This window comes from Caulobacter sp. 05T431 (genome assembly GCF_056665975.1).
The window spans coordinates 131,249-154,198 of record NZ_JBFTKU010000013.1 but is presented as its reverse complement, the minus strand read 5'-3'; the positions used below and the strand labels follow the sequence as shown (position 1 = coordinate 154,198).

The 22,950-nt window shown below is 70.9% G+C and carries 19 protein-coding genes, 1 tRNA gene and 1 pseudogene; 12 read left to right on the top strand and 9 right to left on the bottom strand.

The window, feature by feature from the left end:
* Nucleotides 1–65: 65 nt before the first annotated feature.
* A complete protein-coding gene (locus AC1U89_RS13865) occupies nt 66–1,268 on the top strand; it encodes an O-antigen ligase family protein (protein WP_479900284.1) in 1,203 nt (400 codons plus the stop codon).
* Here the strand turns inward: AC1U89_RS13865 and AC1U89_RS13860 are convergent.
* Nucleotides 1,265–1,720, bottom strand: coding sequence for a hypothetical protein (locus AC1U89_RS13860; RefSeq protein ID WP_479900272.1), 456 nt, complete (start codon nt 1,718–1,720; stop codon nt 1,265–1,267). The two genes, AC1U89_RS13865 and AC1U89_RS13860, sit on opposite strands and share 4 nt — an antisense overlap.
* Nucleotides 1,721–1,982: 262 nt before the next feature.
* Here AC1U89_RS13860 and AC1U89_RS13855 point away from each other — a divergent pair, with 262 nt between their 5' ends.
* On the top strand, nt 1,983–2,336 hold the full coding sequence (locus AC1U89_RS13855) for a hypothetical protein (protein ID WP_479900271.1): 354 nt from the start codon (nt 1,983–1,985) through the stop codon (nt 2,334–2,336).
* A 1-nt stretch (nt 2,337) separates the two neighbouring features.
* On the opposite strand, the gene AC1U89_RS13850 is transcribed toward AC1U89_RS13855, so the two are convergent.
* From AC1U89_RS13850 to hfsE, 5 genes are all read right to left on the bottom strand, one after another.
* Entirely contained in the window at nt 2,338–2,505 is a 168-nt protein-coding gene (locus AC1U89_RS13850) for a hypothetical protein (protein WP_479900270.1), read from the bottom strand.
* A gap of 78 nt (nt 2,506–2,583) precedes the next feature.
* Nucleotides 2,584–3,357 (bottom strand): oligosaccharide deacetylase HfsH, encoded by a 774-nt coding sequence (gene hfsH, locus AC1U89_RS13845; protein ID WP_479900269.1) that lies wholly within the window; start codon nt 3,355–3,357, stop codon nt 2,584–2,586.
* Nucleotides 3,357–4,301, bottom strand: a complete 945-nt coding sequence (hfsG, locus tag AC1U89_RS13840) for a polysaccharide biosynthesis protein HfsG (protein WP_479900268.1) — start codon at nt 4,299–4,301, stop codon at nt 3,357–3,359. Before hfsG ends, hfsH begins: the two co-directional genes overlap by 1 nt.
* Nucleotides 4,298–5,740, bottom strand: coding sequence for a polysaccharide biosynthesis protein HfsF (gene hfsF / locus AC1U89_RS13835; RefSeq protein ID WP_479900267.1), 1,443 nt, complete (start codon nt 5,738–5,740; stop codon nt 4,298–4,300). The genes hfsG and hfsF overlap by 4 nt, the downstream gene beginning before the upstream one ends.
* A gap of 9 nt (nt 5,741–5,749) precedes the next feature.
* Nucleotides 5,750–7,270, bottom strand: a complete 1,521-nt coding sequence (gene hfsE, locus AC1U89_RS13830) for a polysaccharide biosynthesis protein HfsE (RefSeq protein ID WP_479900266.1) — start codon at nt 7,268–7,270, stop codon at nt 5,750–5,752.
* Nucleotides 7,271–7,402: 132 nt separating this feature from the next.
* Between hfsE and AC1U89_RS13825 the strand changes: the two genes are divergently transcribed.
* A tRNA-Ser gene (locus AC1U89_RS13825) sits at nt 7,403–7,493 on the top strand.
* Nucleotides 7,494–7,589: 96 nt separating this feature from the next.
* Here the strand turns inward: AC1U89_RS13825 and AC1U89_RS13820 are convergent.
* Nucleotides 7,590–7,961, bottom strand: a complete 372-nt coding sequence (locus AC1U89_RS13820; protein WP_479900265.1) for a response regulator — start codon at nt 7,959–7,961, stop codon at nt 7,590–7,592.
* A gap of 293 nt (nt 7,962–8,254) precedes the next feature.
* On the opposite strand from AC1U89_RS13820, the pseudogene AC1U89_RS13815 reads away from it, so the two are divergent.
* From AC1U89_RS13815 to AC1U89_RS13775, 9 genes and pseudogenes are all read left to right on the top strand, one after another.
* A pseudogene (locus tag AC1U89_RS13815) lies at nt 8,255–9,013 on the top strand (methyl-accepting chemotaxis protein); the annotation flags it as partial.
* Nucleotides 9,014–9,088: 75 nt separating this feature from the next.
* A complete protein-coding gene (locus AC1U89_RS13810; protein WP_479900283.1) occupies nt 9,089–10,231 on the top strand; it encodes a methyl-accepting chemotaxis protein in 1,143 nt (380 codons plus the stop codon).
* 1 nt (nt 10,232) lies between these two features.
* Entirely contained in the window at nt 10,233–11,675 is a 1,443-nt protein-coding gene (locus AC1U89_RS13805) for a chemotaxis protein CheW (RefSeq protein ID WP_479900264.1), read from the top strand.
* Nucleotides 11,672–12,760, top strand: coding sequence for a protein-glutamate methylesterase/protein-glutamine glutaminase (locus AC1U89_RS13800; protein WP_479900263.1), 1,089 nt, complete (start codon nt 11,672–11,674; stop codon nt 12,758–12,760). The genes AC1U89_RS13805 and AC1U89_RS13800 overlap by 4 nt, the downstream gene beginning before the upstream one ends.
* Nucleotides 12,757–13,614: a CheR family methyltransferase gene (locus AC1U89_RS13795; protein ID WP_479900262.1), complete on the top strand. Its 858-nt coding sequence runs from the start codon at nt 12,757–12,759 to the stop codon at nt 13,612–13,614. The genes AC1U89_RS13800 and AC1U89_RS13795 overlap by 4 nt, the downstream gene beginning before the upstream one ends.
* Nucleotides 13,611–15,524, top strand: coding sequence for a chemotaxis protein CheA (locus AC1U89_RS13790; RefSeq protein WP_479900261.1), 1,914 nt, complete (start codon nt 13,611–13,613; stop codon nt 15,522–15,524). The genes AC1U89_RS13795 and AC1U89_RS13790 overlap by 4 nt, the downstream gene beginning before the upstream one ends.
* Nucleotides 15,525–15,827: 303 nt before the next feature.
* On the top strand, nt 15,828–16,211 hold the full coding sequence (locus tag AC1U89_RS13785) for a response regulator transcription factor (protein WP_479900260.1): 384 nt from the start codon (nt 15,828–15,830) through the stop codon (nt 16,209–16,211).
* Nucleotides 16,208–16,843, top strand: coding sequence for a chemotaxis protein CheX (locus AC1U89_RS13780; protein WP_479900259.1), 636 nt, complete (start codon nt 16,208–16,210; stop codon nt 16,841–16,843). Before AC1U89_RS13785 ends, AC1U89_RS13780 begins: the two co-directional genes overlap by 4 nt.
* A 43-nt stretch (nt 16,844–16,886) precedes the next feature.
* A complete protein-coding gene (locus AC1U89_RS13775) occupies nt 16,887–19,652 on the top strand; it encodes a PAS domain-containing protein (RefSeq protein ID WP_479900258.1) in 2,766 nt (921 codons plus the stop codon).
* Nucleotides 19,653–19,691: 39 nt separating this feature from the next.
* Here AC1U89_RS13775 and AC1U89_RS13770 read toward each other — a convergent pair whose 3' ends face one another.
* Together AC1U89_RS13770 and AC1U89_RS13765 are read right to left on the bottom strand one after the other, a co-directional pair.
* The gene (locus AC1U89_RS13770) at nt 19,692–21,041 is read right to left on the bottom strand and encodes a sigma-54-dependent transcriptional regulator (protein ID WP_479900257.1); all 1,350 of its coding nucleotides are present in this window, start codon (nt 21,039–21,041) and stop codon (nt 19,692–19,694) included.
* Nucleotides 21,042–22,877 (bottom strand): sensor histidine kinase, encoded by a 1,836-nt coding sequence (locus AC1U89_RS13765; RefSeq protein WP_479900256.1) that lies wholly within the window; start codon nt 22,875–22,877, stop codon nt 21,042–21,044.
* Between the last annotated feature and the right edge of the window lie 73 nt (nt 22,878–22,950).

Here is a 22,950-nt window from a genome sequence, read left to right as displayed (position 1 = left end):
AGAGGGGCTTGACCCCGACCTACGGAGCGGCCGGCGCCGCACCGGAACGGCTGACCTTCATCCGGATGGCGCTGTGGGCCCTGCCGGTCCTGGCGCTGCTGATCTACAGCGGCGGCTGGGAGCTGCCCCTGGTGGGCGAGAGCGCCGACGCGGCCGGCTCGGCCCTGCTGCGGGTGGGTTACCTGCCGGCCTACGCCGCCGGCTTCGCTCTGATCGCCCTGCGGCCCGGCTCGACCTTCCGGACCCTGATCCGCCAGCCCTTCCTGATCGTGCTGCTGCTGGTGGTGGCCGCCTCGGTGTTCTGGTCGGTGAACCCGGACCAGACGGCCCGACGCGGTTTCGCCCTGGTCTGCACCACCCTGGGCGGGATCGCCCTGGCGGCCCGGTTCCGCTGGCCCCAGCTGGCCGAGGTGGTGGGCGCGGCCTTCGCGGTGCTGATCGTCGCCTGTTTCGTGGTCTGCCTGGCCGTGCCGCGCATCGGGATCATGACCGAGCTCTTCCCCGGCGCCTGGCGCGGCCTGTGGCGCGAGAAGAACGGCCTGGGCGGCAACATGGCGTTCGGCTTCTGCATCCTGTCGGCCGCGGCCCTGCTGAACCCGCAGAGGGCCCGCCTGTGGTGGACCTTCGCGGGCCTGGCCCTGGTGCTGGTGCTGATGTCCACCTCCAAGACCTCGCTGGTGTCGCTGATGCTGGGCGTGGCGGCGATCGGCTTCGTCTGGATCGCCCAGCGGGGGCCGGCCCTGGGCGCGGCGGCCACCTGGACGGGCGTGACCGGCGTGGTGCTGCTGGGGGCCTTCATCCTGTTCGCCTCGGACGTCTTCTTCGCCATCCTGGGCAAGGACGCCACCCTGACCGGCCGCACCAAGATCTGGGCGGCGGTGATGCGCGAGATCGAGGACCGGCCGTGGCTGGGCTACGGCTACCAGGCGGTGTGGGGCGACAAGTCCGGCTGGGGGCCGTTCGCCTGGATCAGCAAGAACGCCGGCTTCCAGGCCCAGCACGCCCACAACAGCTGGCTGGAGCAGTGGCTGGGCCTTGGCCTGCTGGGCCTGGTCGCCTGGGGGCTGTTCTACCTGCAGGCCATGACCCTGGCGGTGATCGCCGTCTTCCGCGACCGGGGCGCGCTGCTCGCCTTCCCGTTCCTGGTCGTCTACAGCCTGGTGGCCCTGACCGAGAGCATCGCCCTGATCTACAACGACTTCCGCTGGGTGCTGTTCGTCGCCTTCGCGGCCAAGCTGGCCTTTCCCGACCGCGAGGTCAGGGCCTAGGCGCCCGCCGGGAACAGTTCGCGGCAGATCGCGTCGCCCAGGGCGTCCGACAGCACCATTTCCGGATCGCGCACCGCGGCCAGCACGCCGTCGTCCGGGGCTTCCACGTGCAGGCGCGTCAGGTCGACGATGCTCTTGTCGCCGCCGAGCCGGACCTTGACCTGGGCGTCGAGGAAGTTGGTCGTGTTGGCGCGCAGGTCGCCCGGCTGGCGGATGTTGAGGCGCTCGATCCTGATGTCGAGCCGCAGGTCCTTGCCCGCCGCGCAGGCGGCCAGGCGCTCATCCACCGACTCGCGCAGCGTCGCCACGAAGTCCTCGGTGGGCGGCTTGCCCCAGCGCCAGCCGGTGTTGAGGCTCACGTCGCGCACCCAGGCGCGGGGGGCGGCCTGGGCGGCGTCGGCGCCGAACAGCAGGGCGGCGATGGCGGCGACGGCGATCGGCGGACGGGTCATGGGGCGGGCTTCCGGAAGACTTCCAATGGTCTGGCTTGTTTAAGKCGACGCTAGATGAACCGCGCATGAGCGGGTCGCCCACGATGTCGACGTGCTTGTCACGCGGCGCCCGGAAATCGAACAGGTTGTACGACAGCCKCCCACCGGACCGCCCCCAAGGCTTGGCGAACCCCAAGAGCGGGGGATTCATCGAACGATCGTGCGCGCCGCATGCCTCGTACGGGCATCGGACGCCGCCGCCCCGATCTTGGAAGAGGAAGTCATGCGTTCCATTCGTCATCTCGCCGCCATCGCGACCGCGACGCTCGTGGTCGGCGGCGCTGGCGCGGCCCTGGCCCAGTCTGCGCCGCCGGCCCCGCCGCCCGCCGAGGCGCCCGTCGCCGCCGCGGCCCTGACCATCGACACGCCGCTCGAGGTGGTCACGGCCACCCCCAAGGGCAAGGCGGTGCTGGACGCCGACATCCCGGGCCTGACCGACCATCCCCTGTACGACAAGTTCAAKAGCGACAGCCTGCGCGCCCTGGCGCCGAAGTTCGGCGGGGCGATCTCGGACAAGGACCTGGCCAAGGTGCAGGCCGACCTGGCGGCGCTGTCGACGGGGACGTCGTCGCGCTAGGTCAGGATTTCGGGGCGAGGTCCGGGCGGGACGCCAGGAAGGCCGCGCGCTCTTCGTCGGTCAGGACCTTGGCGGTCTTGCGCCGCGCCACCCTCGGTGTGGGACGCGCATACGCCTCGGCCTGAGCCGGAGGCTTGAGATCGGCCAGGCGTTTGATCGGCGGCTTCATCTGTCTTCCTGCACCGGCTGAGTCGGGTCCGAATAGAGACTAGGCGACCGAGCGCGACGATCAGGTGAAATCGTTGGGCTAGACGCCGATCCGCCGCGCCCCTTCGGCCACGGTCACCACGTCGAACCCCGCCGTCAGCGCGCCGTCGACCAGCCGCTCCAGGGCCGCCGTCGTGCAGCCCCACTGCGAGGGCTCGGGCGCGACGTCGTGGGTGTAGAGGATCAGCCAGGCCTTGCGGCCATGGGCCTTGTCCAGCCAGTCCAGCGCCACCTGCTCGCCGTCCGCGCCCTCGATGCCCACGGCCGGGGCCTGATTGAGGTCGGCGCCGTTGGCGATCAGGCCGTGGTGCAGGGCGCGCAGGGTCTTGAAGCGGCCGGCCAGGGCCGTCTTGGCGGGCGAKGCCACGTCGCCGTACGGGTAGGCGAAGCTGACCGGCTCGCCCGTTCCCCATTCCGCCAGATGCCGGGCGTTGAGGTCGACATCGGCCAGGGTCTCGGCCCGCGAGGCCTGGCCGCAGTCCAGGTGCGAGAAAGTGTGGCAGGCGATCTCGTGGCCGGCGGCGTGCAGGCGGGCGGCGTCCTCGCCCGTCGCGAACCGGCCCATCGGCCCGTCGCGCCCGGTCAGGCCGGCGGCGAAATAGTAGGTGCCGCGCAGGCCGCGGGCTTCCAGGACCTTGGCCCCGGCCTCGCAGGCGGTGGCCGGCGCGTCGTCGAAGCTGAACGACACCATCGGCCGCTCCAGCTTCACCCGGGCCGGGCGGCGGTGGGCCAGGCGGATCAGCCGGCGGCGGACCTTGCCCTTCAGGCTGCGGTCCGGCTCGTAGGCGTCGACTTTCTCGAAGGAGGTCTGCATCAGACGGCGTCCGAATAGAGGGCGGCGCGATAGAGCCGCAGGGCGAAGGCGCGGAGCGGGACGGGGGCCGCTTCGTTGAGGGCGACGGCCTTGATCATCGGCCGCCAGGCCCGGCGCAGCGGCGCGGCCTTCAGGGCCCTGGCGGCCTTGTAGCTGGGATAGGCGCTGACCGCCTCGCGGTGGGCGGCGACCACCCGGGCGAAGTTGGCGGCCGACTGCTCGTACTTGGCCGCCAGCGTCGCGGCGGTGTCGAGGCCCAGATGGGTGGCCGAGTTGTCGATGTGCAGGATCGGATAGAACCGGGCCACGCGCAGGGCCCATTCGACGTCCTCCCAGCCCCAGCCGGCGAAGCGCTCGTCGAAGGCCACGATCTCGAACACGTCGCGGCGGACCAGCAGGTTGGAGGTGAAGACGTGCTTGGCCGGCTCGCGGGCCCGTTCCGGGGCCGGGGTGCAGTCGCTCTTCAGCGCCATCGCCCGGTGCAGCTCGTGCTCGGGACGGCGGGGGGTCTGGTCCAGGGTGAAGCCGCCGAACGCCACGGGCGTGTCGTCGGCCGCCACGGCCGCCCAGCGGGTCAGGAAGTCCCTGGGGTCGGGCAGCATGTCGCTGTCCAGGAACAGCAGGTGGCGGCCCCGGGCGTGGTCGGCCAGGCGGTTGCGCCCCTTGGCGCGGCCCTCGTTGCGCGACAGCACGATCAGGCGGGCGGGCAGCTTCAGCTTCTCGATCCGGCCGGCCAGGCGACGGGTCAGGTCCGCGTCGCCGCCGCCGTCGTCCAGCAGCACGATCTCGGCGTCGACCCCGCGCTCGTCCAGGGCCGTCAGCAGGGCGCTGGGGTCGTCGCGATAGGTCGGGATCAGCACCGACAGGCGCGGGGCCGCCCCCTTCTGGTCCAGGGGCGCCCAGGCGGCGTTGTCGGTCAGGGTCTCGGTGGCGGTCTGCGTCATGCGGTCTTCAAACGGCGTTGGAGGATGTCCACGGCCCGGCCGCGCAGGCCGCCCGCGTCGAGGGCCAGGACGGCCACGCCATAGACGACGGCGCCCACGGACGCCTTGAGGATCAGTTCGAGGACGCCGCCGAAGGCCGGCACGGCCAGGACGGCGAGCGCCATCAGGGCGCAGGCCAGGCCGGACTTGGCCAGGGCGACCCACGGCACGGGCAGGGGACAGGCCCGCCGGCCCAGGATCGCGGCGGCCACGGCGCCGACGCCATAGCTGGCGGCGGTCGACCACAGGGCCCCGTCCAGGCCGAAGCGCGGGATCAGCAGGAGGTTCAGGATCACGTTGGCGCCGGCCGGGACCGCCATGCAGGCGATCAGCATCATCGTGCGCTTGCCCAGGGTGAAGGCCTGCAGCAGGTAATAGGTGGTCACGCCCGACAGCCAGCCGGCCACGGCGATCCACGGCACGACCCGGCCGGCCCCGGTGCTCAGTTCGGGCCCGACCATCACCTGGGCCAGGGAGCGCCCGACCAGGGCCAGGCCGACGGCGGCGGGCAGGGTCAGCAGCACCATGAATCCGGCCTGCTCGTGGGCGGCGTCCTTCAGGGCGGGATGACCGCCGCGCTCCAGCGCCGCGACCAGGGCCGGTCCGCCGGCCATGCCCAGCCAGATGAAGACCACGTCCAGGGTGCGAGAGCCCAGCGAATAGCCGGCGTGATAGACGCCCACCGCCTGCTCGTTGAGGAAGGCGGCCAGCAGGAAACGGTCGGTGGTCGACAACACCAGGGCCAGGATCAGCGACAGGGCCACCGGCAGGCCGTAGGCGGCGTAGGCTTTGGCCATGGCGGGGTCGTAGCGGCCGCCCTTGGTCCGGTTCAGGTCGGCGGGCAGCACGAACACCAGGCACAGCAGCGAGATGGCGCCCATGCCCAGGATCGGGGCCGCTCCGCCCAAGCCGATCAGGGCCAGCCCTAGGCCCAGGGCGAAGCCGCCGACGGTCTGGACGATGTCGAGCAGGGCCGCGCCCGACACCTCGCCGGCGGCGCGGCGGCGCTCCTGCGACAGCTTGGTCAGGCTCTTGACCACGACGGTCGCCATCGCCGCGGAAACGGCGACCTTCAGCGGGGCGGCCAGAGGCGCGAACCTCAGGACCGCCACGGCGGCGATCGGCACGACCAGGGCCAGGCCGAACCACAGGCGGTAGATCGTGGCGAAGTGATCGGGCAGGCGGCCGTCGGCGTCCTGGCGGGCGTGGAAGCGGGCCATGGCCGCCTCGGTCCAGGTCAGCAGGATGGTCTGGGTCAGGCTGAGGGCCGAGAAGGCCAGGGCGTAGACGCCGTACTGCTCCGGCGTCAGCACACGCGTGAACAGGACGATGGTGAGCAGGCCCACCACGCCCTGGGCGATGTTGACCGGCAGATATCCGACTACGCCACGCCAGAACATGTCCCGTCCTCAGCGCACCGCCGACCGGTCCCCGAGCAGGCAGGGGATGGTCATGGCGATGATGTAGAGGTCCAGCCAGAACGACTGGCGCTCGATGTATTCGACGTCCAGGGCGACACGCTCCTGCACCTGCTCGGCCGTGTCGACCGGGCCGCGAGAGCCGTTGATCGCCGCCCAGCCGGTGACGCCCGGCTTCATGCGGTGGCGGTGGGCGTAGCGGGCGACCAGGGTCTCGGACTCGACGTCGCCGCTCTTCATGCCGATGGCGTGGGGGCGGGGACCGACCATCGACATCTCGCCGCGCAGCACGTTGAACAGCTGGGGCAGCTCGTCGAGGCTGGTCTTGCGGATGAACTTGCCGACCTTGGTGACGCGGTCGTCGTCGGCGGTGACCTGGCGGGCGGCCTTGGCGTCGGCGGCCTCGTGGCGCATCGAGCGGAACTTCCAGACCAGGATCGCCTCGTTATTGAAGCCGTGGCGGCGCTGGCGGAAGAAGACGGGGCCGGGGCTGTCCAGCTTGATGGCCACGGCGACCAGCAACATGACCGGCGAGGCGGCCAGCAGGCCCAGCGATCCGATCACCAGGTCCTGGACCCGCTTGACCAGGGCGCGGCGGGCGTCGGTGGCCGCGCCCGACAGGTCGACGAAGTGGGCCAGGGAGGCGTTGCGCTGCGCCTCGCGGTTCAGGTCGACGAACAGGCTGACCGGGTTGGGCAGGACCTCCAGCCGTTCGACCAACTGGCCGACGCGGGCCTGGGCGGTGGAGGTCACCGCGATGATCACCCGGTCGACATAGGGCATGATGCGGTGGCCGATCAGGGCGTTGGTGTCGCCCAGCACCGGCACGCCCAGCACCTGGGCCGGCGCGCGGTCGGCGCGGTCGTCGAAGACGCCCAGTACGTTGACGTCGCCGGTCGCCAGGGCGCCGCGGATGAAGCGCTCGGCGTTGAGCGTCGCGCCCACCACCACGACGTTGGGGGTCAGGCGGCCGTCGCGGCGGCCGTGGTCGACCGCGCGCCACCAGGCGACGTGCAGCGCCGCGGTGGCCAGGGCCAGGGCGCCGCCCCAGCCGGCCAGCAGGCCGGCGTCGACGCGGCCGTGTCCGAAGATCAGGCTGGACAGCAGCACCACCACCCCGACCACGCCGAAGGCGGCCGAGACCCGCAGGGCCTGGCGGCCCAGGGTCTCGCGGCGGTGGAAGGTGTAGGCCTCCAGCAAATAGAGGGCGGGCAGCAGGGCCAGGGCGCCCAGCACCAGCGGGGCGAAGGCGTCGGGCGTGGGCCGCGCGATCGAGATGGCGGCGGCCGTGACGCCGGCGAAGACCAGGCCGTCGACCACGCGGAACATCCGCGACAGGCCGCGCACCTGCATCCGGGCCCGGGCCGGGACCAGGCGGCCGGGGCGGAACGGACCCCGACGACCGACGGCTTCGGCCGCCTCGTCCTCGATGACGAGTCGCGGCGTGGCCGGCTGGGCGTCGCGCACGGCGACGTCTTCACCTTCCGGCGGATGAGCGATAGCGGTCGACATGAAGCCCCGAGCCCTTTGTAGAACAGGGTTCACACTAGCCGCGCGGTCTGAGCTTCACGTTAACGCGGATTTTTCGCGACGGCGCGTTGTCATGCCGCCGCGAACAGGCTATCGAACCGCTCCCTCTCAGGAGGAGACGTGGCCGAGAGGCTGAAGGCACCGCTTTGCTAAAGCGGCATACCTCAAAAGGGTATCGAGGGTTCGAATCCCTCCGTCTCCGCCATTCCCCAAACGCACGACCAACGGACCTGGGTCTCGCCCGACGCCCAGGTGGCCGAGCCTCGTGGCGAGCCTGGAACCGACCGCAGCCGTGGTCCGATCAATGGCCTTCCTTCGCGGCCTCGCCGACGGCGTTGATCAATTCGGAGATGCTGTAGGGCTTGGGCATGAATCGCCCGTCGTCGGGGAGGGGCGCGGTCAGGCCGCGGCCCGAGGTGATGACCAGCTGGATGGCGGGCCAGCGTTCGTGGACGCGCTCGGCCAGCGCCAGGCCGTCCAGGGGGCCCGGCATGTTGACGTCGGTGAAGAGCACGGTCACGTCGGCGCGGGCTCCGAGGATTTCCAGGGCGGTCTCGGCGTCGTCCGCCTCGACGACCTCGAAGCCGGCGTCTTCCAGGCCTTGGCGCGCGATCATGCGCAGCATGGGCTCGTCATCGACCAGCAGCACGACAACGGGATTGGGGCCAGACATGGGTCACCAACCGGCGGCGATGCGCGTGGTTCCGCTTTGCGTCGATAAGAAATTGATATTGTTGGCGAAACGGAGTCGGCTTTCGTGGGTTACGCGCGCCGCGCGATCGCCGTCCCGAGCGGTCGTTCCGGGATGGGACGTCATAGGCCGCGCATGGCGGAACAAACGACGCCGTTTGGGGTTTGATACAATGCTCAAGCTTGCCGACGTATCCGCCAAGCTTGCCTTGACGCGACATTGCGCGTCTTCGTTGTTGCGTGGTTGGGCCGGCCGGACTCGTTCGGCGCGGTTCAATGGTGTTGTGTAAGAGGCGGCCCCGGTCGCTTGGGAGGGGCGGCATGGCTCTGGTGAAGAAATCGACCTTGGCGTCGCGCGCGAAGACGCGAGGCTCGTCTTCCGAACAGGCCGTCGAGCCGTCGAGCCCCGCCGTGGCGCGAGCGCCGGCTCGAAAGGCGATCTCTCGCCGCCAGAACGCCAGCGAGCGGATCGGGGCGGCGACCCTGGAATTGGCCGGCGGCCTGGCCGAGGCGTCCAGCGCGGTCGAGGAGTTGCGGCGGGCCCTGGCCCAGATCGCCAGCGGCGCCGAGGAGGCGGCCGGAGCCGCCCACGAATCCCTGGCCGCCGTCACCGCCATGACCGCCAGCTTCGGTCAGGCCCGTGAGCGCGCCGAGACGTCGCGGCAGCGCACCGAAGTGCTCCAGACGTTGCTGACCGAGTCCGGCGCGGCCATCGACGCCTCCGTCAAGGCCGTCAGCCTCAACGCCCAGCGGCAACTGGCCAGCGTGACCGTGATCGAGGCCCTGGAGCGCCATGCGGCGCGGATCGGCGAGATCACCAAGAGCGTCGCCGACATCGCCGACCAGACCAACCTGCTGGCGCTGAACGCGGCGATCGAGGCCGCGCGTGCAGGGGACGACGGGCGTGGCTTCGCGGTGGTCGCCGACGAGGTCCGGGCCCTGGCCGAAACCTCCGAGAAGCGATCCCAGGACGTGCAGGAGCTGGCCGAACGTATCGCCGGTTCGGTGCGCGACGCGGCGGATCGGCTGCGCCAGGCCGCGACGACCGCCGAGGCCGAGGCCGTGGCCGGCGCCCAGGTCGGCGAAATCCTGACCGCMGTGCGGCGCGAGATGACGACGCTGGGCGAAGACAGCCAGATGATCCTGATCGCCGCCGTCGAGGCCGCGGGCGCCGCCAACGAGGCGCGACGCGGCGCCGAGAGCGTGTCGAGCGCGGCCGAGGAGCAGGCCGCCGCCGCCGCCGAGGCCCAGCGCGCCGTGCAGCAGCAGGGTCAGTCGCTGGAGCAGAGCCAGACGGCGTCCGACGCCCTGGCCGAGATGATCGAGATGCTGGTCGGCGGTGAAGGCGGCTCGGCGGCCGCGGAAGAGGCGTCGGCCGCGGCCGAGGAGTTGTCCGCCACGGTGCAGGAGCTATCGGGCGCCGCCGGCGAAATCCTGGTGGCCATCGACCAGATCAGCCGCGGCGCCCAGATCCAGGCGGCCGCGACCCAGCAGGCCGGCTCCGCCATGGAGGAGATCGAGAAGGCGGCCCGGCAGTCCAGCGCCAACGCGACCGCCTGCGCTGAGCGCGTGGCGGTCATGCAGGCCCTGCTGACCGACGGCCGCGACGCTGTCGGCCGCCTGGCGCGCGGTGTCGCGACGTCCGTCGAGGAGAACGCCGCCGTCCTGGAGACCGTCGAGCAGCTGGAGGAACTGGCCGGTTCGATCGGCAAGATCGTCGACGGCCTGGGCCTTGTGGCCGTGCAAACCACGATGCTGGCGACCAGCGGCGCGGTGGAAGCCGCCCGGGCCGGCGAGGCGGGGCGAGGCTTCGCGGTGGTGTCGGGCGACATCCGCACCCTGGCGCGCGACGCCTCGCACAACGCCGATGCGGTCAAGGACCTGGTCACGGGCATCGTCGCCCAGATCGCCAAGGTCCGTCGCGAGGTCGATCAGATCAACGCCCTGGCCAGCGCCGAACTCGACAAGAACCGCGCCATCGAGGCCCGTCTGGCCCAGGTCGCCCTCGACACCGCGGCGCTCAAGGTCGGCGCGGACGATATCGCCAGGGGCGCGGAGGACGTCCTGGCGGCCAGCGCCCAGGTGTCGTCGGGAATCGGCCAGATCGCCTCGGCCGCCGAGGAGGCTAGCAGCGCCGCCGCCCAGGCCGCGGCGGCGGCTCGCCAGCAGTCGCAGAGCGCCGAGGAACTGGCCGCGGCGATCGAGGAGATCGCGCTTCTGGCCAACGAGCTGCAGCAAGCCGCGGCGGGCTAGGATGACGTCCGACGACATCCGCCAGCGGCTGACGGTGCGCGTCGGCGGCGCGCGCGTGGCCATGGCCGCCGCCGGCGTCGCCGAGGTGATCCGCACGCCGCGCGTCACCCGCATGCCGCACGGGCCGCCCGGCCTGCTGGGCGTCACGCACCTGCGCGGCCTGGTGCTGCCGGTGGTGTCGCTGGGCGCCTTGCTGGGCGACGACCACCAAACGGACACGACCAGGGTCGTGGTGCTGCGCCGCGATCCGCCGATCGGCCTGGCCGTGGACTCCATCGAGGCCTTGAACGCGTCGGAAAGCGACAGCCAGGCCGAGCTCCAGCACGGGCGCCTGATGCTGGACGACGCCGGCGGCGCGCGCTGGCTCGACCTGGACGCGGCGCTGCAGGATCGGTTCTCGGCCTTCAGGGCGGCGCGTCGCGCGCCGGAGCGCGAGGTCGCCGCGCGGCCGGCGGTCGCGGCGGCGCCGGACCTGGCCTTCCTGGGGTTCATCCTGGCCGGACAGGACTACGCCCTGCCGCTGGACGCCGTGGCCGAGGTGATGGCCGTCCCGAAGGCCGTGGTCGCCTTGCCGCGCACCGAGGCGGTGATGATCGGCGTCTTCGAACTGCGCGACGAGGTGCTGCCGGTCGTCTCCCTCCGCGCTCTTCTGGGACTGACCGAGCGCGACGTACGGGCCGACGACCGCATCGTCGTCATACGCATCGGCGGCCATCGCCTGGCGCTGCTGGTCGATCGGATCAGCGTCATCCTGCGCGCGTCGCGCGACGCCGTGGGGCCCGCGCCCACCTTGTTCAATCGCGCCGGCGGCGAGGCGCGGATCGACTCCGTCCTGCGGCTGCCGGACGGTCGCGGCCTGGTCTCGATCCTCGCCCCGGAACGGGTGCTCGCCGACGACAGGGTCTCGCAACTGCTCGCCGGGACCGGCGACCAAAAGGATACAGCCATGGCCAGCACGACCTCGGCGACGTCGCGCGAGCGCTTCCTGGTCATCCGCCTGGGCGACGAGACCTATGGCCTGCCCATCGCCGCCGTCGACGAGGTGGTGCGCCTGCCCGAGACCCTGACCCGCCTGCCCAAGGCCCCGGCCTATGTCCAGGGCGTGATGAGCCTGCGGGGCAAGGTGATCCCCGTGATCGACCAGCGCCAGCGTTTCTCGGTCTCCGGTGAAGCGACCGGCGAGGCGCGTCGCGTCGTCGTGGTCACGCTGGACGGACTGCAGGCGGGGTTCGCCGTCGACGCCGTGGCCAGGATCCTCGAGGTCGAGGCCGAGGACCTGATGCCCGCGCCGGAACTCTCCGGCGATGGCGACGTTCTGTTCGACCGCGCCGCGAAGGTGGAGCGCGAGGGGGACGTCATCTTGCTCATCGATCCGCGTGCGCTGCTGGAGCGCGCCGAAGCCGACCTGCTGCGCGACCTGACGGCGAGGTCGTCCACCCCGTGACACGCCTGTTGATCGTCGACGATTCCGCCCTGATGCGCCGCGTCTTGGGCGATGTTTTCCAGAATGAACCGGGGTTCGAGGTCGCCTTCGCGCGCGACGGCGTCGAGGCGCTGGCGCAGGTCCACGCCTTCAAGCCCGACGTGATCACCCTCGACGTCCAGATGCCGCGCATGGACGGGCTCAGCTGCCTGGACCGGATCATGGTCGAGCGGCCCTGTCCGGTGGTGATGGTTTCGTCGCTGACGACCGAGGGCGCGGACGCCACCTTGGAGGCCCTGGAACTGGGCGCCGTGGATTTCGTCGTCAAGCCGGGCGGCGCGGTGTCGCTGGCGATCGACGAGTTCGCCCCGGTCCTGGTCGAGAAGGTCGTGACGGCCGCGGCGTCGCGCCTGCGCCGATCGCATCGCCTGGCCGAGCGCCTGAGGGCCCGCCACGGCGCGATCGTTCCGCCGCCGGCGCCGCGCGGCAAGACGGGCGCGGCCTGGAAGCCCCAGCCGGCCGGCACGCCGCCGGGCCTGGTGATCATCGGGACCTCGACCGGCGGTCCGCCGGCTCTCGACGCGGTGCTTTCCGAGATCCCGGCCGATTTCCCTTGGCCGATCCTGGTGGCCCAGCACATGCCGGCGGCGTTCACCGCGTCCCTGGCCCATCGGTTGGACGGCCTGTGCGCCTTGCGGGTGATCGAGGTGGCGCGGCCCACGCCTTTGGTCCCGGGCTGCGTCTACGTCGCGCGGGGCGACGCCGACATGATCGTCAGCCGCCGGGCCGCCGGACCCGTGGCGCTGTCGACCCCGTCCAGCGCCGCGCATCGCTGGCATCCCAGCGTCGACCGGCTGGTGGACAGCGTGGCCGCGGTCATGCCGCCCGCGAGGCTGGTCGGGGTGCTGATGACCGGCATGGGCGACGACGGCGCGCGGGCCATGACCGCGCTGCGCGGGGCGGGCGGGCGCACGATCGCCGAGTCCGAGGACACCGCGGTCGTCTGGGGTATGCCGGGCGAGCTGGTGAAGGCGGGAGGGGCGGACGTCGTGGTTCCGGTCGACGCCATCGCGGGCAAGATCCGCGACATGGTCCGGGCAGGGTGAGCCGGACCCCCACGCCCGAGCAGGCGCATCTGAGCGCCGACGACCTGAAGAGGGTCTGCGAGTTCCTGTATCGCCAGACCGGCATGCAGTTCGGCGAGAGCAAGCGCTACTACATCGAGCGGCGGGTGGCCGACCGGATCGTGGCCACCAACTGCCACGACTTCTCGGCCTATTTCGGCCAACTGCGGGCCGACCCGGTCGAACGCGAGGCGCTGATCAACGCCTTCACGGTCAACGAGACCTATTTCTACCGCGAGGAGCATCAGCTGGCCTGCCTCAGCCGGTCGCTGCTGCCGGACTTGATCACCTTGCGCCGTCCGGGCGACAAGATCAGAATCTGGTCGGCGCCGTGCTCGACGGGCGAGGAAGCCTATTCGATCGCGATCTGGCTGCTTGAGAACTGGCGCTTGGTGGACGCCTACAATGTCGAGATCATCGGGTCCGACATCGACACGCGGGCGCTGCACGCCGCGCACGAAGGGCTGTACGGCGAACGCGCGCTGTCGCGACTGCCGCCCGAGGTCGTCGAGGCCTATTTCGAACCGAGCCGCCGGCATCGCCGCAAGCTCATCAACGACCTGCGCGAGTCGGTGACCTTCACCAAGGCCAACCTGGTGGACGGGCCGGGCCTGGCGGAGCAGGGGATGTTCGATGTCATCTTCTGCCGAAACGTGCTGATCTATTTCGACGACGCCTCGCGGCTGACGGCCGCCAGGAACCTCTATGACCGACTGAACCCGGGCGGCTATCTGTGCCTGGGACATACGGAGTCGATGAGCCGCATCAGCGACCGCTTCCTGGTCCGCCGGTTCGAGGACGCGGTCGTCTTCCAGCGGCCGGGAGAGGCCGCATGACCGACGACCTGATGGTCCAGTTCCTKAGCGAAGGCCGCGAGCTGGTCGCCAGTGCGGAACATGACCTGGCCAGCCTGGCGCGCCAGCCGGACGACGCCGGCGCCCTGGACGGCTGCTTTCGAGCGATCCACACCCTGAAGGGCTCGGCGGGATTGTTCGATCTGCGCCCGATGAGCCTGATGCTGCACGCGGCCGAGGACTTGCTGAGCCTGCTGCGCGCCGAGCGCACCGGCGTGGCCGAGGACTTCGAAGCCCTGTTCAGCGTCGTCGACACCGTCGATCGCTGGCTGGACGCGCTGGACGACGCCGGCGTCCTGCCGGCCGACGCCGAACAGGCCGGCGAGACCGAGACGAAGCGGTTGCGCGCCCTGGTGGCCTCGATGAGCGCCGCGACGGACACGGCGGCCCCGGCGGCGGCGACCAGCTGGCGCCCGCCCGAAGCGTTCGGCGGCCTGGGCGCGACGGCCGTCCGCTACACGCCGCGCGCCGACAGCTATTTTTCCGGCGACGATCCCGTCGCCATCGTCGCGGCGTTGCCGGGCCTTGCCGGTCTGAAGATCTCGCCGCGCGAGCCCTGGGGCGGGCTCGAGGACTACGACCCCTACGCCTGCAATCTGGTGCTGGAGGCGGTGTCGACCGCCAGTCGCGCCGAGGTCGAAGCGGCCTTCCGCTTCGTGGCCGACCAGGTCGAGGTCGTCGATCTGACGACGGACGAGGCTGCGCCGGCGCCGGAGCACGGCGCGCGCAAGACGCTGCGGATCGACGCCGAGCGCGTGGATCGCCTGGCCGCCCTGGCCGGCGACCTGGTCATCGCCAAGAATGGCCTGGCGGACCTGGCCGCGCAGGCCGAAGGGCTTCCCGGCGGCCAGGCCCTGGGTCAGGCCCTCCGTGCGCGGCAGGTCCAGCTGGACCGGCTGGTCGGTGATCTGCACGCGACGGTGGGCAAGGTGCGCCTGGTGGCCCTGGGCCCGCTGTTCGCGCGGTTCCATCGGCTGGCGCGGGAAATCGCCCGTTCGCTGGACAAGGTCGTCTCCCTCGAGGTGGAGGGCGGCGACGTCGAGGTCGACAAGACCATCGTCGACGGGCTGTTCGAGCCCCTGCTGCACGTCCTGCGCAACGCCATCGACCACGGGGTCGAGCCGGCCGGGGTCCGCGCGCGGTCCGGTAAGCCGGTCGCCGCCTCGATCCGGTTCACGGCCAGGGCGGCGGCGGACCAGGTGGTGATCGAGGTGCGCGACGACGGCGCGGGGATCGATCCGGCTGGAATCCGCGCCCTGGCGGTCCAGCGCGGAATGCTGACGCAGGAGGCGGCCGACCGCCTGGACGACCAGGCGTCGATCGACCTGATCTTCACCCCAGGCTTTTCCTCGGCCAGCCAGATCAGCGCGGTGTCCGGCCGGGGGGTCGGCATGGACGTGGTGCGCGACGCGGCCCAGAAGCTGGGCGGCAAGGTCGTCGTCGACAGCCGGGTGGGCCAAGGCACGACCGTGCGGTTCATGCTGCCGGTCACCATGGTGCTGACCAAGGTCATGGTCGTGACCTGCGGCGACGAGCGCTACGGCCTCGCGCTGGACACCGTGGTCGAGACCGTCCGGGTGCCGACAGAACGCATCGTTCCGGTGCGGGCGGGCAGGGCGTTCCAACTGCGCGACGCGGTGGTCCCGCTGGTGTCGCTCGGCGACCTGGTGGGCGCGGCCGCTTCCGGACACCGACCGAGCGAGCGGGTGGTGATCGCGCGGGCTCGCGGCGAGCTCGTCGGCTTCTCGGTGGACGCCATCGTCGACCGGATGGACGCGACGGTGCGCCCCATGACGGGGTTGCTCGCCGGGGCGCCGGGCGTCATGGGCGCCACCCTGCTGGCGGACGGTGCGGTCCTGATGGTCCTGGACCCGGCGGAGCTGGTCCTATGACGGTTTTGAGCGACGGTCCGGTCATCCGCCTGCGGGGAGTCTGTCGGGTAGAGGACGCAGAGCCCCTAACGGCTCTGCTACAAGGCGTTTCGGACTCCACGTTGGACCTGTCGATGTGCGAAGGTCTGCATGCGGCGGTTGTTCAGGCGATCCTCGCCTTTCGTCCTACAATCGTCGGCATTCCCGACGATCCCTTCCTGCGAGATCGATTGCTGCCCGCCCTGACCGGCGGACGACCGTCGGATGTTTCGAGACCATAGTTTTTGACGCCGCGCCGTTGCGCGGCGGTGCGAGGAGAAGTTCATGGGGACGACCGTTCTCATCGTCGACGACAGCAAGCTGGCGCGGATCGTCCTGGGCAAGGCGATCGCGGCCCTGCAACCCGATTGGACGCGGGTCGAGGCCGGCAACGCCGACGAGGCGATCGCCGCCTTCGAAGCCCAGGCGATCGACGTGGCCGTCCTCGACTACAACATGCCCGGCCGGGACGGCCTGGCGCTGGCCGAGGAACTGCGCGAGCGCTTCCCGACCATGCCGATCGCCGTGGCCACCGCCAACGTCCAGGATGAGATCATCAGCCGGGCGCGGGCCGCCAACGCCACGTTCATCGCCAAGCCGGTGACCGAGGAGGGCATGCGCGGCTTCCTGTCGGGCGCCGCGCTGCGGTTGCGATCGGCGGCGCAATGACCGCGGGATCCATCCTGCTCGACGACCTGGAGCGCGACGCCCTGACCGAACTGGTCAATATCGGCGTCAGCCGCGCGGCCGCCAATCTTCGCAAGATGGTGGGCGAGCAGGTGCTGTTGTCGGTCCCCGCGGTCGAGGTCGTCACCCGCGAGGGCGCCACGACGCTGATCCGGGAGCGAGAAAGCGGCGAACTGGTCGCCGTCCGTCAGGATTTCGACGGCGTGTTCTCGGGGCGGGCCCTGTTGATCTTCCCGCAGTCCAACAGCATGGCGCTGGTGCATGCGGTGACCGGCGGCGCGCTGTCGGCCGCCGACGCCGCCGACATGGAAGACGAGGCGCTGGCCGAGACCGGCAACGTGGTGCTCAACAGCTGCCTGGCGACCATGGCCAACATGCTGCAGCGGCCCTTGACCATGTCGCTGCCGGAAGTGATCCGCGGCGACGGCTCGAAACTGTTCCACCTGGCGCCGGAGGCCGCCGACGGCGGCGTGGTGCTGTTCCTGTACATCAACTTCGCCATCAACGACCGGGACATCCGGGGCTATATCGCCATGCTGATGGACCTGCCGTCCCTGCAAGCGCTGAAGGGCCTGATCGCCGATTTCATCGAGCGCGTGGTCGGCGACGCCTGACCATGATTGAACCTATTGCCAAGCTTGGCGTTGGGTTTGGGTCATGACCGAGGCCGACGCCGCGATACGTCACCAGGATTCCGAGACGGGCCGGGCGCTGGAGGCGTTGCGCGCCATGGCCGGGCCGTTGTTCGACGCCCTGGTGAAATCGGGCGTCGCGGTCACGGTGACCGATCCTCGACGGGACGACGATCCCATCGTCTACGTGAACGCGGCGTTTGAAAGCCTGACCGGCTATGCGGCGCGGGAGGCGGTCGGGCGCAACTGCCGCTTCCTTCAGGACGCCGTCAGGGATCGCGAGACCGTAGCGCTCATCGCCGAGGGACTTCGGCGCGACGGGGCCGTCACCGCCGACATCCTGAACCGACGCCGCGACGGAACCCCGTTCTGGAACCGGCTGAACATCACCACCTTGCGCGATGCGGACGGGGCGCCCGCTTATCGTTTCGCCACCCAGGCCGACGTCACCGGCGAGTATGCCGACGAAATCGTGGTCGAGCAGCTTCGTGTCAGCCGACAGCGGCTGGCCGAGGCGCAGGAGCGGCTTCGGGTCGCCCAGGCGATCGCGGGCGCGGCCGGGGCCTGGGAGTGGGATATCGCGGCGGGCACGCTGGTCGCCGACGTCCGCTTCGCCAATCTCTACGGCCTCGATCCCGTGGAAGCCGCCCAGGGCCTGCCTACCTCGTCGTTCTTCGCGCCGGTCCACGCCGACGATCGGTTGCGGCTGAAGATCGCCGTGGCGGGGGCCCTGAACGGCGCCGAGGTGTTCACGCGCGACTACCGCGTCGTGCGGGACGGCGTCGTCCACTGGGTGTCGGCCCGCGGACGCACCTATCTCGACGCCCAGGATCGTCCCGTCCGGTTCTCGGGCGTCCTGGCCGACATCACCGACCAGAAGCGGGTCGAGGAACAGCTGCTGGTGGCCCAGACCGCAGGCGGCGTCGGATCGTTCGAATATCTCAGCGGCTACGKGACCGCCGAGGTCTCCGAGCAGTTCTGCCAGCTCCTGGGCCTGCGGCCGGCGACCAGCCTTCCCGTCCGCACCATCAACGCCCTGGTGCATCCCGACGACCCGCMGATCATCCAGGGACGTGACGGACAGCACGTCTTCGGCCCCGCCTTCCATGAATTCCGCATCCGCAGGGCCGACACCGGCGAGGAGCGCTGGCTCGCGTCGCGGGGCGAATACCGGCCGCACGGAACGGGCGGCGTCAGCTTCATCGGCGTGGTCTACGACATCACCTCGACCAAGCGCTCGGAAGAGCAGCTTCGCGTGCTGACCGAGACGCTGGAGGTCCGCGTCGCGGCGCGCACCCAGGAACGCGATCGGGTCTGGAACCTGTCGCGCGACCTGCTGCACGTGATCGGGCCGGACGGCCTCTATCGCGCGGCCAACCCCGCCTGGAAGGCGCTGCTGGGTTATGACGAAGCCGACCTCGTGGGCGTCTCCGCCGGGAGCTTGGTCCATCCGGACGACCACGAGGCGGCCATGGAGCGTTTCGCCGTTCTCTCGCACGGCGAGGCCATCGGCGATTTCGATTGCCGCATGCGGGCCAAGGACGGGACCTATCTGTGGGTCAACTGGACCGCCATGCCGGAAGGCGACGCCATCTACGGGATCGGCCGCGACGTCACCCAGCGCAAGGCGCTGGAGGACCAACTGCGCCAAAGCCAGAAGATGGAGGCCGTGGGCCAGCTGACCGGCGGCCTGGCCCACGACTTCAACAACATGCTGACGGGCATCCTCGGCGGCATCGACATGGTGCGTCGTCGCATCGCAGAAGGCCGAATGGGGGACGTCGACCGCTTCCTGGACGCGGCGATGCAGTCTGGGCAGCGCGCCGCGGCGCTGACGCACCGCCTGCTCGCCTTCTCGCGCCGCCAGACCCTGGACAACCGTCCGCTGGACGTGGGGACCCTGACGGCCTCGATGGAAGACCTGCTGCGCCGGACCCTGGGCGAGCAGGTGTCGCTGCGCATAGACGTCGCGCCCGATCTCTGGCCGGCCGTCGCCGACGACAACCAGCTGGAAAGCGCCATCCTGAACCTGGGCATCAACGCGCGCGACGCCATGCCTGACGGCGGCGAGCTGATCATCGCCGCGCGCAACGTCCATCTGACGGACCGCGAGCTGGCCGACAGCGACCACGCCGAGGCCGGGGACTACGTGGCGATCAGCGTGACCGACACGGGCACGGGCATGCCGCCCGAAGTGCTCCAGAAGGTCTTCGATCCCTTCTACACCACCAAGCCGCTGGGGCAGGGGACGGGCCTGGGCCTGTCGATGATCTACGGCTTCATCCAGCAGTCCAGGGGCCATGTGGTCATCGACAGCACCGAGGGGCAGGGCACGACCATCCAGCTCTTCCTGCCCCGCCATCTGGGCGCCGTGGAGGCGTCGGTCGCGGTCTCCGACGAATCCGCGCCCATCGGCGCCGGCGAAACCGTCCTGGTCATCGAGGACGACGCCGCCGTGCGACTGCTGGTGATGCAGGTGCTGGAAGAGCTGGGCTACCAAGGCATCGAGACCGCCGACGGCCGTCAGGCCGTGCCGATCCTCGAGTCCTCGCGGCACATCGACCTGCTCATCAGCGACGTGGGGCTGCCAGGCCTCAACGGGCGGCAGCTGGCCGAGATCGCTCGCGAGCGGCGACCCGACCTGCCGATCCTGTTCATGACCGGCTACGCCAAGCAGGCCGCCGACCAGGCCGCCTTCCTCGACGGCGGAATGGAGATCATCGGCAAGCCGTTCGCCATCGAACAGCTTGGGCGTCGTATCGGTGAAATCCTGAGACGCGAAGCCGGCTGACCAGGCGGCCTTCGCCTGTCGCCGGCCAAGCGGATTTGATCACTGGGATGCGCCCTTCTTTCGGAACCGGGCCAGGTTCAAGCCATGCCGTTCGACCTTGTCATAGAAGGTCTTGCGCGGAACCTTGAGGAGCTCGAGCGCCGTGCGGACGTCACCGCCGCAGGCGGCGAGCGTTTCCTCGATCAGATGCGCTTCGTAGGCCGCGATGCGCTCAGGCAGCGGCTGCAAGGCCCGCGGAACGGTGTCGCCGGTGTCGGTCATGCCCAGGGCGACCCGCTGGGCGTAGTGGCTCAGTTCGCGCACATTGCCCGGCCAGTCGTGGTTCAGCAGCCGCCAGCGGACGACGTCGTTCATGGCCGGCGACGGGCGGCCCAGCCGCTCGCAGGCCCGCGCCAGGAAATGGGCGAACAGCAGCGGGACATCCTCGCGGCGCTCTCGAAGCGGCGGGATGCGTATCCGCACGACGTCCAGGCGATGGAACAGGTCTTGCCGGAAGGCGCCGGTGGCCACCGCGTCGATCAGGGCCGGCTTGGCGGCGGCCACCACCCGGATGTCCAGCGTATGAACGCGGTTGGAGCCCAGCGGAACGATCTCGCGCTCCTCCAGCACGCGCAGGAACTTGCCCTGGGCGTCGGGCGCCAGGGTCTCGATCTCGTCGAGGAACAGGGTGCCGCGATCGGCCTGCTGGATGCGGCCGACCCTCTGGCGCATCGCGCCGTTGAAGGCGCCCAGCTCATGGCCGAACAACTCGCTCTCTAGCGTCGAGGCCGGCAGGGCCGCGCAGTCGACGGCGACGAACTCGCGGTCGCGCCGCCGACCCCAGTTGTGCAGGGCCCGGGCCGCCAGCTCCTTGCCGACCCCGGTCTCGCCCTCGAGCAGGACATCGACATCGGCGCTGGCCAGTTGGCGCAGGGTCGAGCGCAACCGCTCCATCACCTGGGTCTGGCCGATCAGCGGCCAGTCCGATTGCGCCGCCTCGGCGGCCGCGCGCAGGTGGCGGTTCTCCAGCACCAGGCGGCGCTTCTCAAGGGCGCGCCGCACGCTGGTGACCAGCCGCTCGGGCGCGTACGGCTTGGGGAGGAAATCGTAGACGCCGTCGTGCATGGCCTCCACCGCCTCGGCGACGTCGGCGTGGCCGGTGATCAGGATCACCGGTAGGTCGGAGTCTTGGTCCTTCAGCCGTCGGAACAGCTGGCGGCCGTCCATATTGGGCATGCGGATGTCGCTGATCACCACGCCCGGGAAGCCTTCGTCCAGAGCCGCTAGGGCCGCTTCGGCCGAGCCGAAGGCCAGCACGTCCAGCCCCGCCAACTGCAAGGTCTGGACATTGGCGCCGCGCAGGGCGTCGTCGTCGTCGATGAAGGCGACCTGGTTGACGGAAATCTGCATCTAACGCGCCTTGGACAGGGAAATGACGAACCGCGCGCCGGCAGGAGCCGGGTCCAGGGTCAGCTCGCCGCCGAACTCGGCGACGATGTCGCGGCTGATGACCAGGCCCAGGCCCAGCCCCCGGGGCTTGGTGGTGGCGAACGGCGTGAACAGGGTCTTGGCCGCCTCGGGGGTCAGGCCGGGGCCGTTGTCGGCGATGGCGATCCGGATCTGCGACCGGCGGGGCGCGACCTGGATGGCGATCTCCGGGTCCGGCGCGCCTTCGAGGGCCTCCAGGGCGTTCTGCAGCAGGTTGACCAGCACCTGCTCCAGCCGGAACCGCTCGGCCATGACCAAGGCTTCCTCGTCGCCCTCGCGGCGGACGATGCGGACGCCGGTCTGGCGAAGGCGAGGTCCGACCAGCAGCAGGGCGCCGTCCACCGCTTCGCGCACCGTCACCGGCGCGGCGGGCGCGCTGGTCTTGCGGGCGAAGGCGCGCAGTTCGTCGGTGATCAGGCCGATGCGGTCGGTCAGGCCCGAGATCAGGCCCAGATTGCTTCGCGCGGTGTCCGGATCGGCGCGGTCCAGGAAGATCGAGGCGTTGTCGGCATAGGCACGGATCGCGGCGACCGGCTGGTTGATCTCGTGCGCCACCCCGGCGGCGATCTGGCCCAGGGTCGCCAGCTTGTTGGACTGCACCAGTTCGTCGCGCATCAGGTGGACGTGGGCCTCGGCCCGCCGCCGCTCCTCCATCTCCACCGTCAGCCGGCGGTTGGACTTGCGCAGCTCGGCGGTGCGCTCCTCGACCCGGGCCTCCAGCTCGATGCGGGCGGCTTCCTGGCGCGCGGCGCGGAGGCTGGCCTGGCCGCGCCAGCGCAGCACGGCGCCGGCCAGGCCGCAGATCGTCAGGCCGACCAGCAGCGCCACGGCCCTGGCCCCGGCCACCGCGCCGCTGAGGATCGAGCCGGTCGGCGTCAGGGTGAAGACCGTCCAGCCCGAGGCGCCGAGGTCGGCGCTGGCCGCCATGTAGTGGGCGACGGGCTGGCCGGGCAGGGCGGTCGTCGTCAGGCGCGGCGGCCGGCCGGCGACCACGGCGGGGCGCACGTCCAGGAGGGAGAATGGCGCTTCGCCGAATCGGTGCTCGGCCCGCAACCGCTGCTGCTCGGACCGGGGCAGGGGTGTCAGGGTCGAGAACCGCCAGGCGGGAATCGAAGTGACCAGGATCACGCCCCGCGGGTCGGCGGCGAAGGCCGGCTCCGCCGAGGACCAGTCGGCCTCCAGCGCCTCGAACTCGACCTTGACCACGACGACGCCCAGCATGCCGTCCGGGCCGTCGATCCGCCGCGACATGAACAGGCCCGGCCGGCGGCTGACCGTGCCCAGGGCGAACAGCTCGGCCACGCCGGCCGACCGCGCGTCGCGGAAATAGGGCCGGAAGCTGTAGTCGGAGCCGACGAAGCTGGTCGGTTCGCGCCAGTTGCTGGCGGCGATGGTCATGCCCCTGGCGTCCAGCACATAGATCACAGCGGCGCGGGTGCCGCCGCTGAGGGTCTCGAGCTTGCGGTTCAGCGCGTCGATCCCGCGCCCGTCGGTGGCCCGCAGGACCTCGGCGACGTCCGGGTCCTGGGCGAGGACGAAGGGCAGGGACCGGTGCTTGGCCAGCTCGCTGCGCAGCACCGCCGCGTGCAGGGCCGCCGAGGCCTGGGCCTGGCGCGCCAGTTCGGCGGTCGCGCGACGCTCGGCGACCTCGCCGGCGACCCACAGGGCCGCGCCGAGCAGGACCACGCAGACGCCGAAGAAAACGGCCCAGCGACGGACGATCGGGTCGGCCGGATTCGGCATGGCGGGTCTGGTCATCGGCGGTGTTTCGGCAAGATGTGCGGATTTTCGCACAAATCGCCAAATCTCGGGCGGAAATTCGCCGTCCTCG

Bases quoted from the DNA above. Each gene is read 5' to 3' on its own strand.
- AC1U89_RS13865 (WP_479900284.1), top strand. From the start codon at position 66: ATGGCGCTGTGGGCCCTGCCGGTCCTGGCGCTGCTGATCTACAGCGGC.
- AC1U89_RS13860 (WP_479900272.1), bottom strand. From the start codon at position 1,720: ATGACCCGTCCGCCGATCGCCGTCGCCGCCATCGCCGCCCTGCTGTTC.
- AC1U89_RS13850 (WP_479900270.1), bottom strand. From the start codon at position 2,505: ATGAAGCCGCCGATCAAACGCCTGGCCGATCTCAAGCCTCCGGCTCAG.
- hfsG (WP_479900268.1), bottom strand. From the start codon at position 4,301: ATGACGCAGACCGCCACCGAGACCCTGACCGACAACGCCGCCTGGGCG.
- hfsF (WP_479900267.1), bottom strand. From the start codon at position 5,740: ATGTTCTGGCGTGGCGTAGTCGGATATCTGCCGGTCAACATCGCCCAG.
- hfsE (WP_479900266.1), bottom strand. From the start codon at position 7,270: ATGTCGACCGCTATCGCTCATCCGCCGGAAGGTGAAGACGTCGCCGTG.
- AC1U89_RS13820 (WP_479900265.1), bottom strand. From the start codon at position 7,961: ATGTCTGGCCCCAATCCCGTTGTCGTGCTGCTGGTCGATGACGAGCCC.
- AC1U89_RS13810 (WP_479900283.1), top strand. From the start codon at position 9,089: ATGACGACGCTGGGCGAAGACAGCCAGATGATCCTGATCGCCGCCGTC.
- AC1U89_RS13805 (WP_479900264.1), top strand. From the start codon at position 10,233: ATGACGTCCGACGACATCCGCCAGCGGCTGACGGTGCGCGTCGGCGGC.
- AC1U89_RS13785 (WP_479900260.1), top strand. From the start codon at position 15,828: ATGGGGACGACCGTTCTCATCGTCGACGACAGCAAGCTGGCGCGGATC.
- AC1U89_RS13780 (WP_479900259.1), top strand. From the start codon at position 16,208: ATGACCGCGGGATCCATCCTGCTCGACGACCTGGAGCGCGACGCCCTG.
- AC1U89_RS13770 (WP_479900257.1), bottom strand. From the start codon at position 21,041: ATGCAGATTTCCGTCAACCAGGTCGCCTTCATCGACGACGACGACGCC.
- AC1U89_RS13765 (WP_479900256.1), bottom strand. From the start codon at position 22,877: ATGACCAGACCCGCCATGCCGAATCCGGCCGACCCGATCGTCCGTCGC.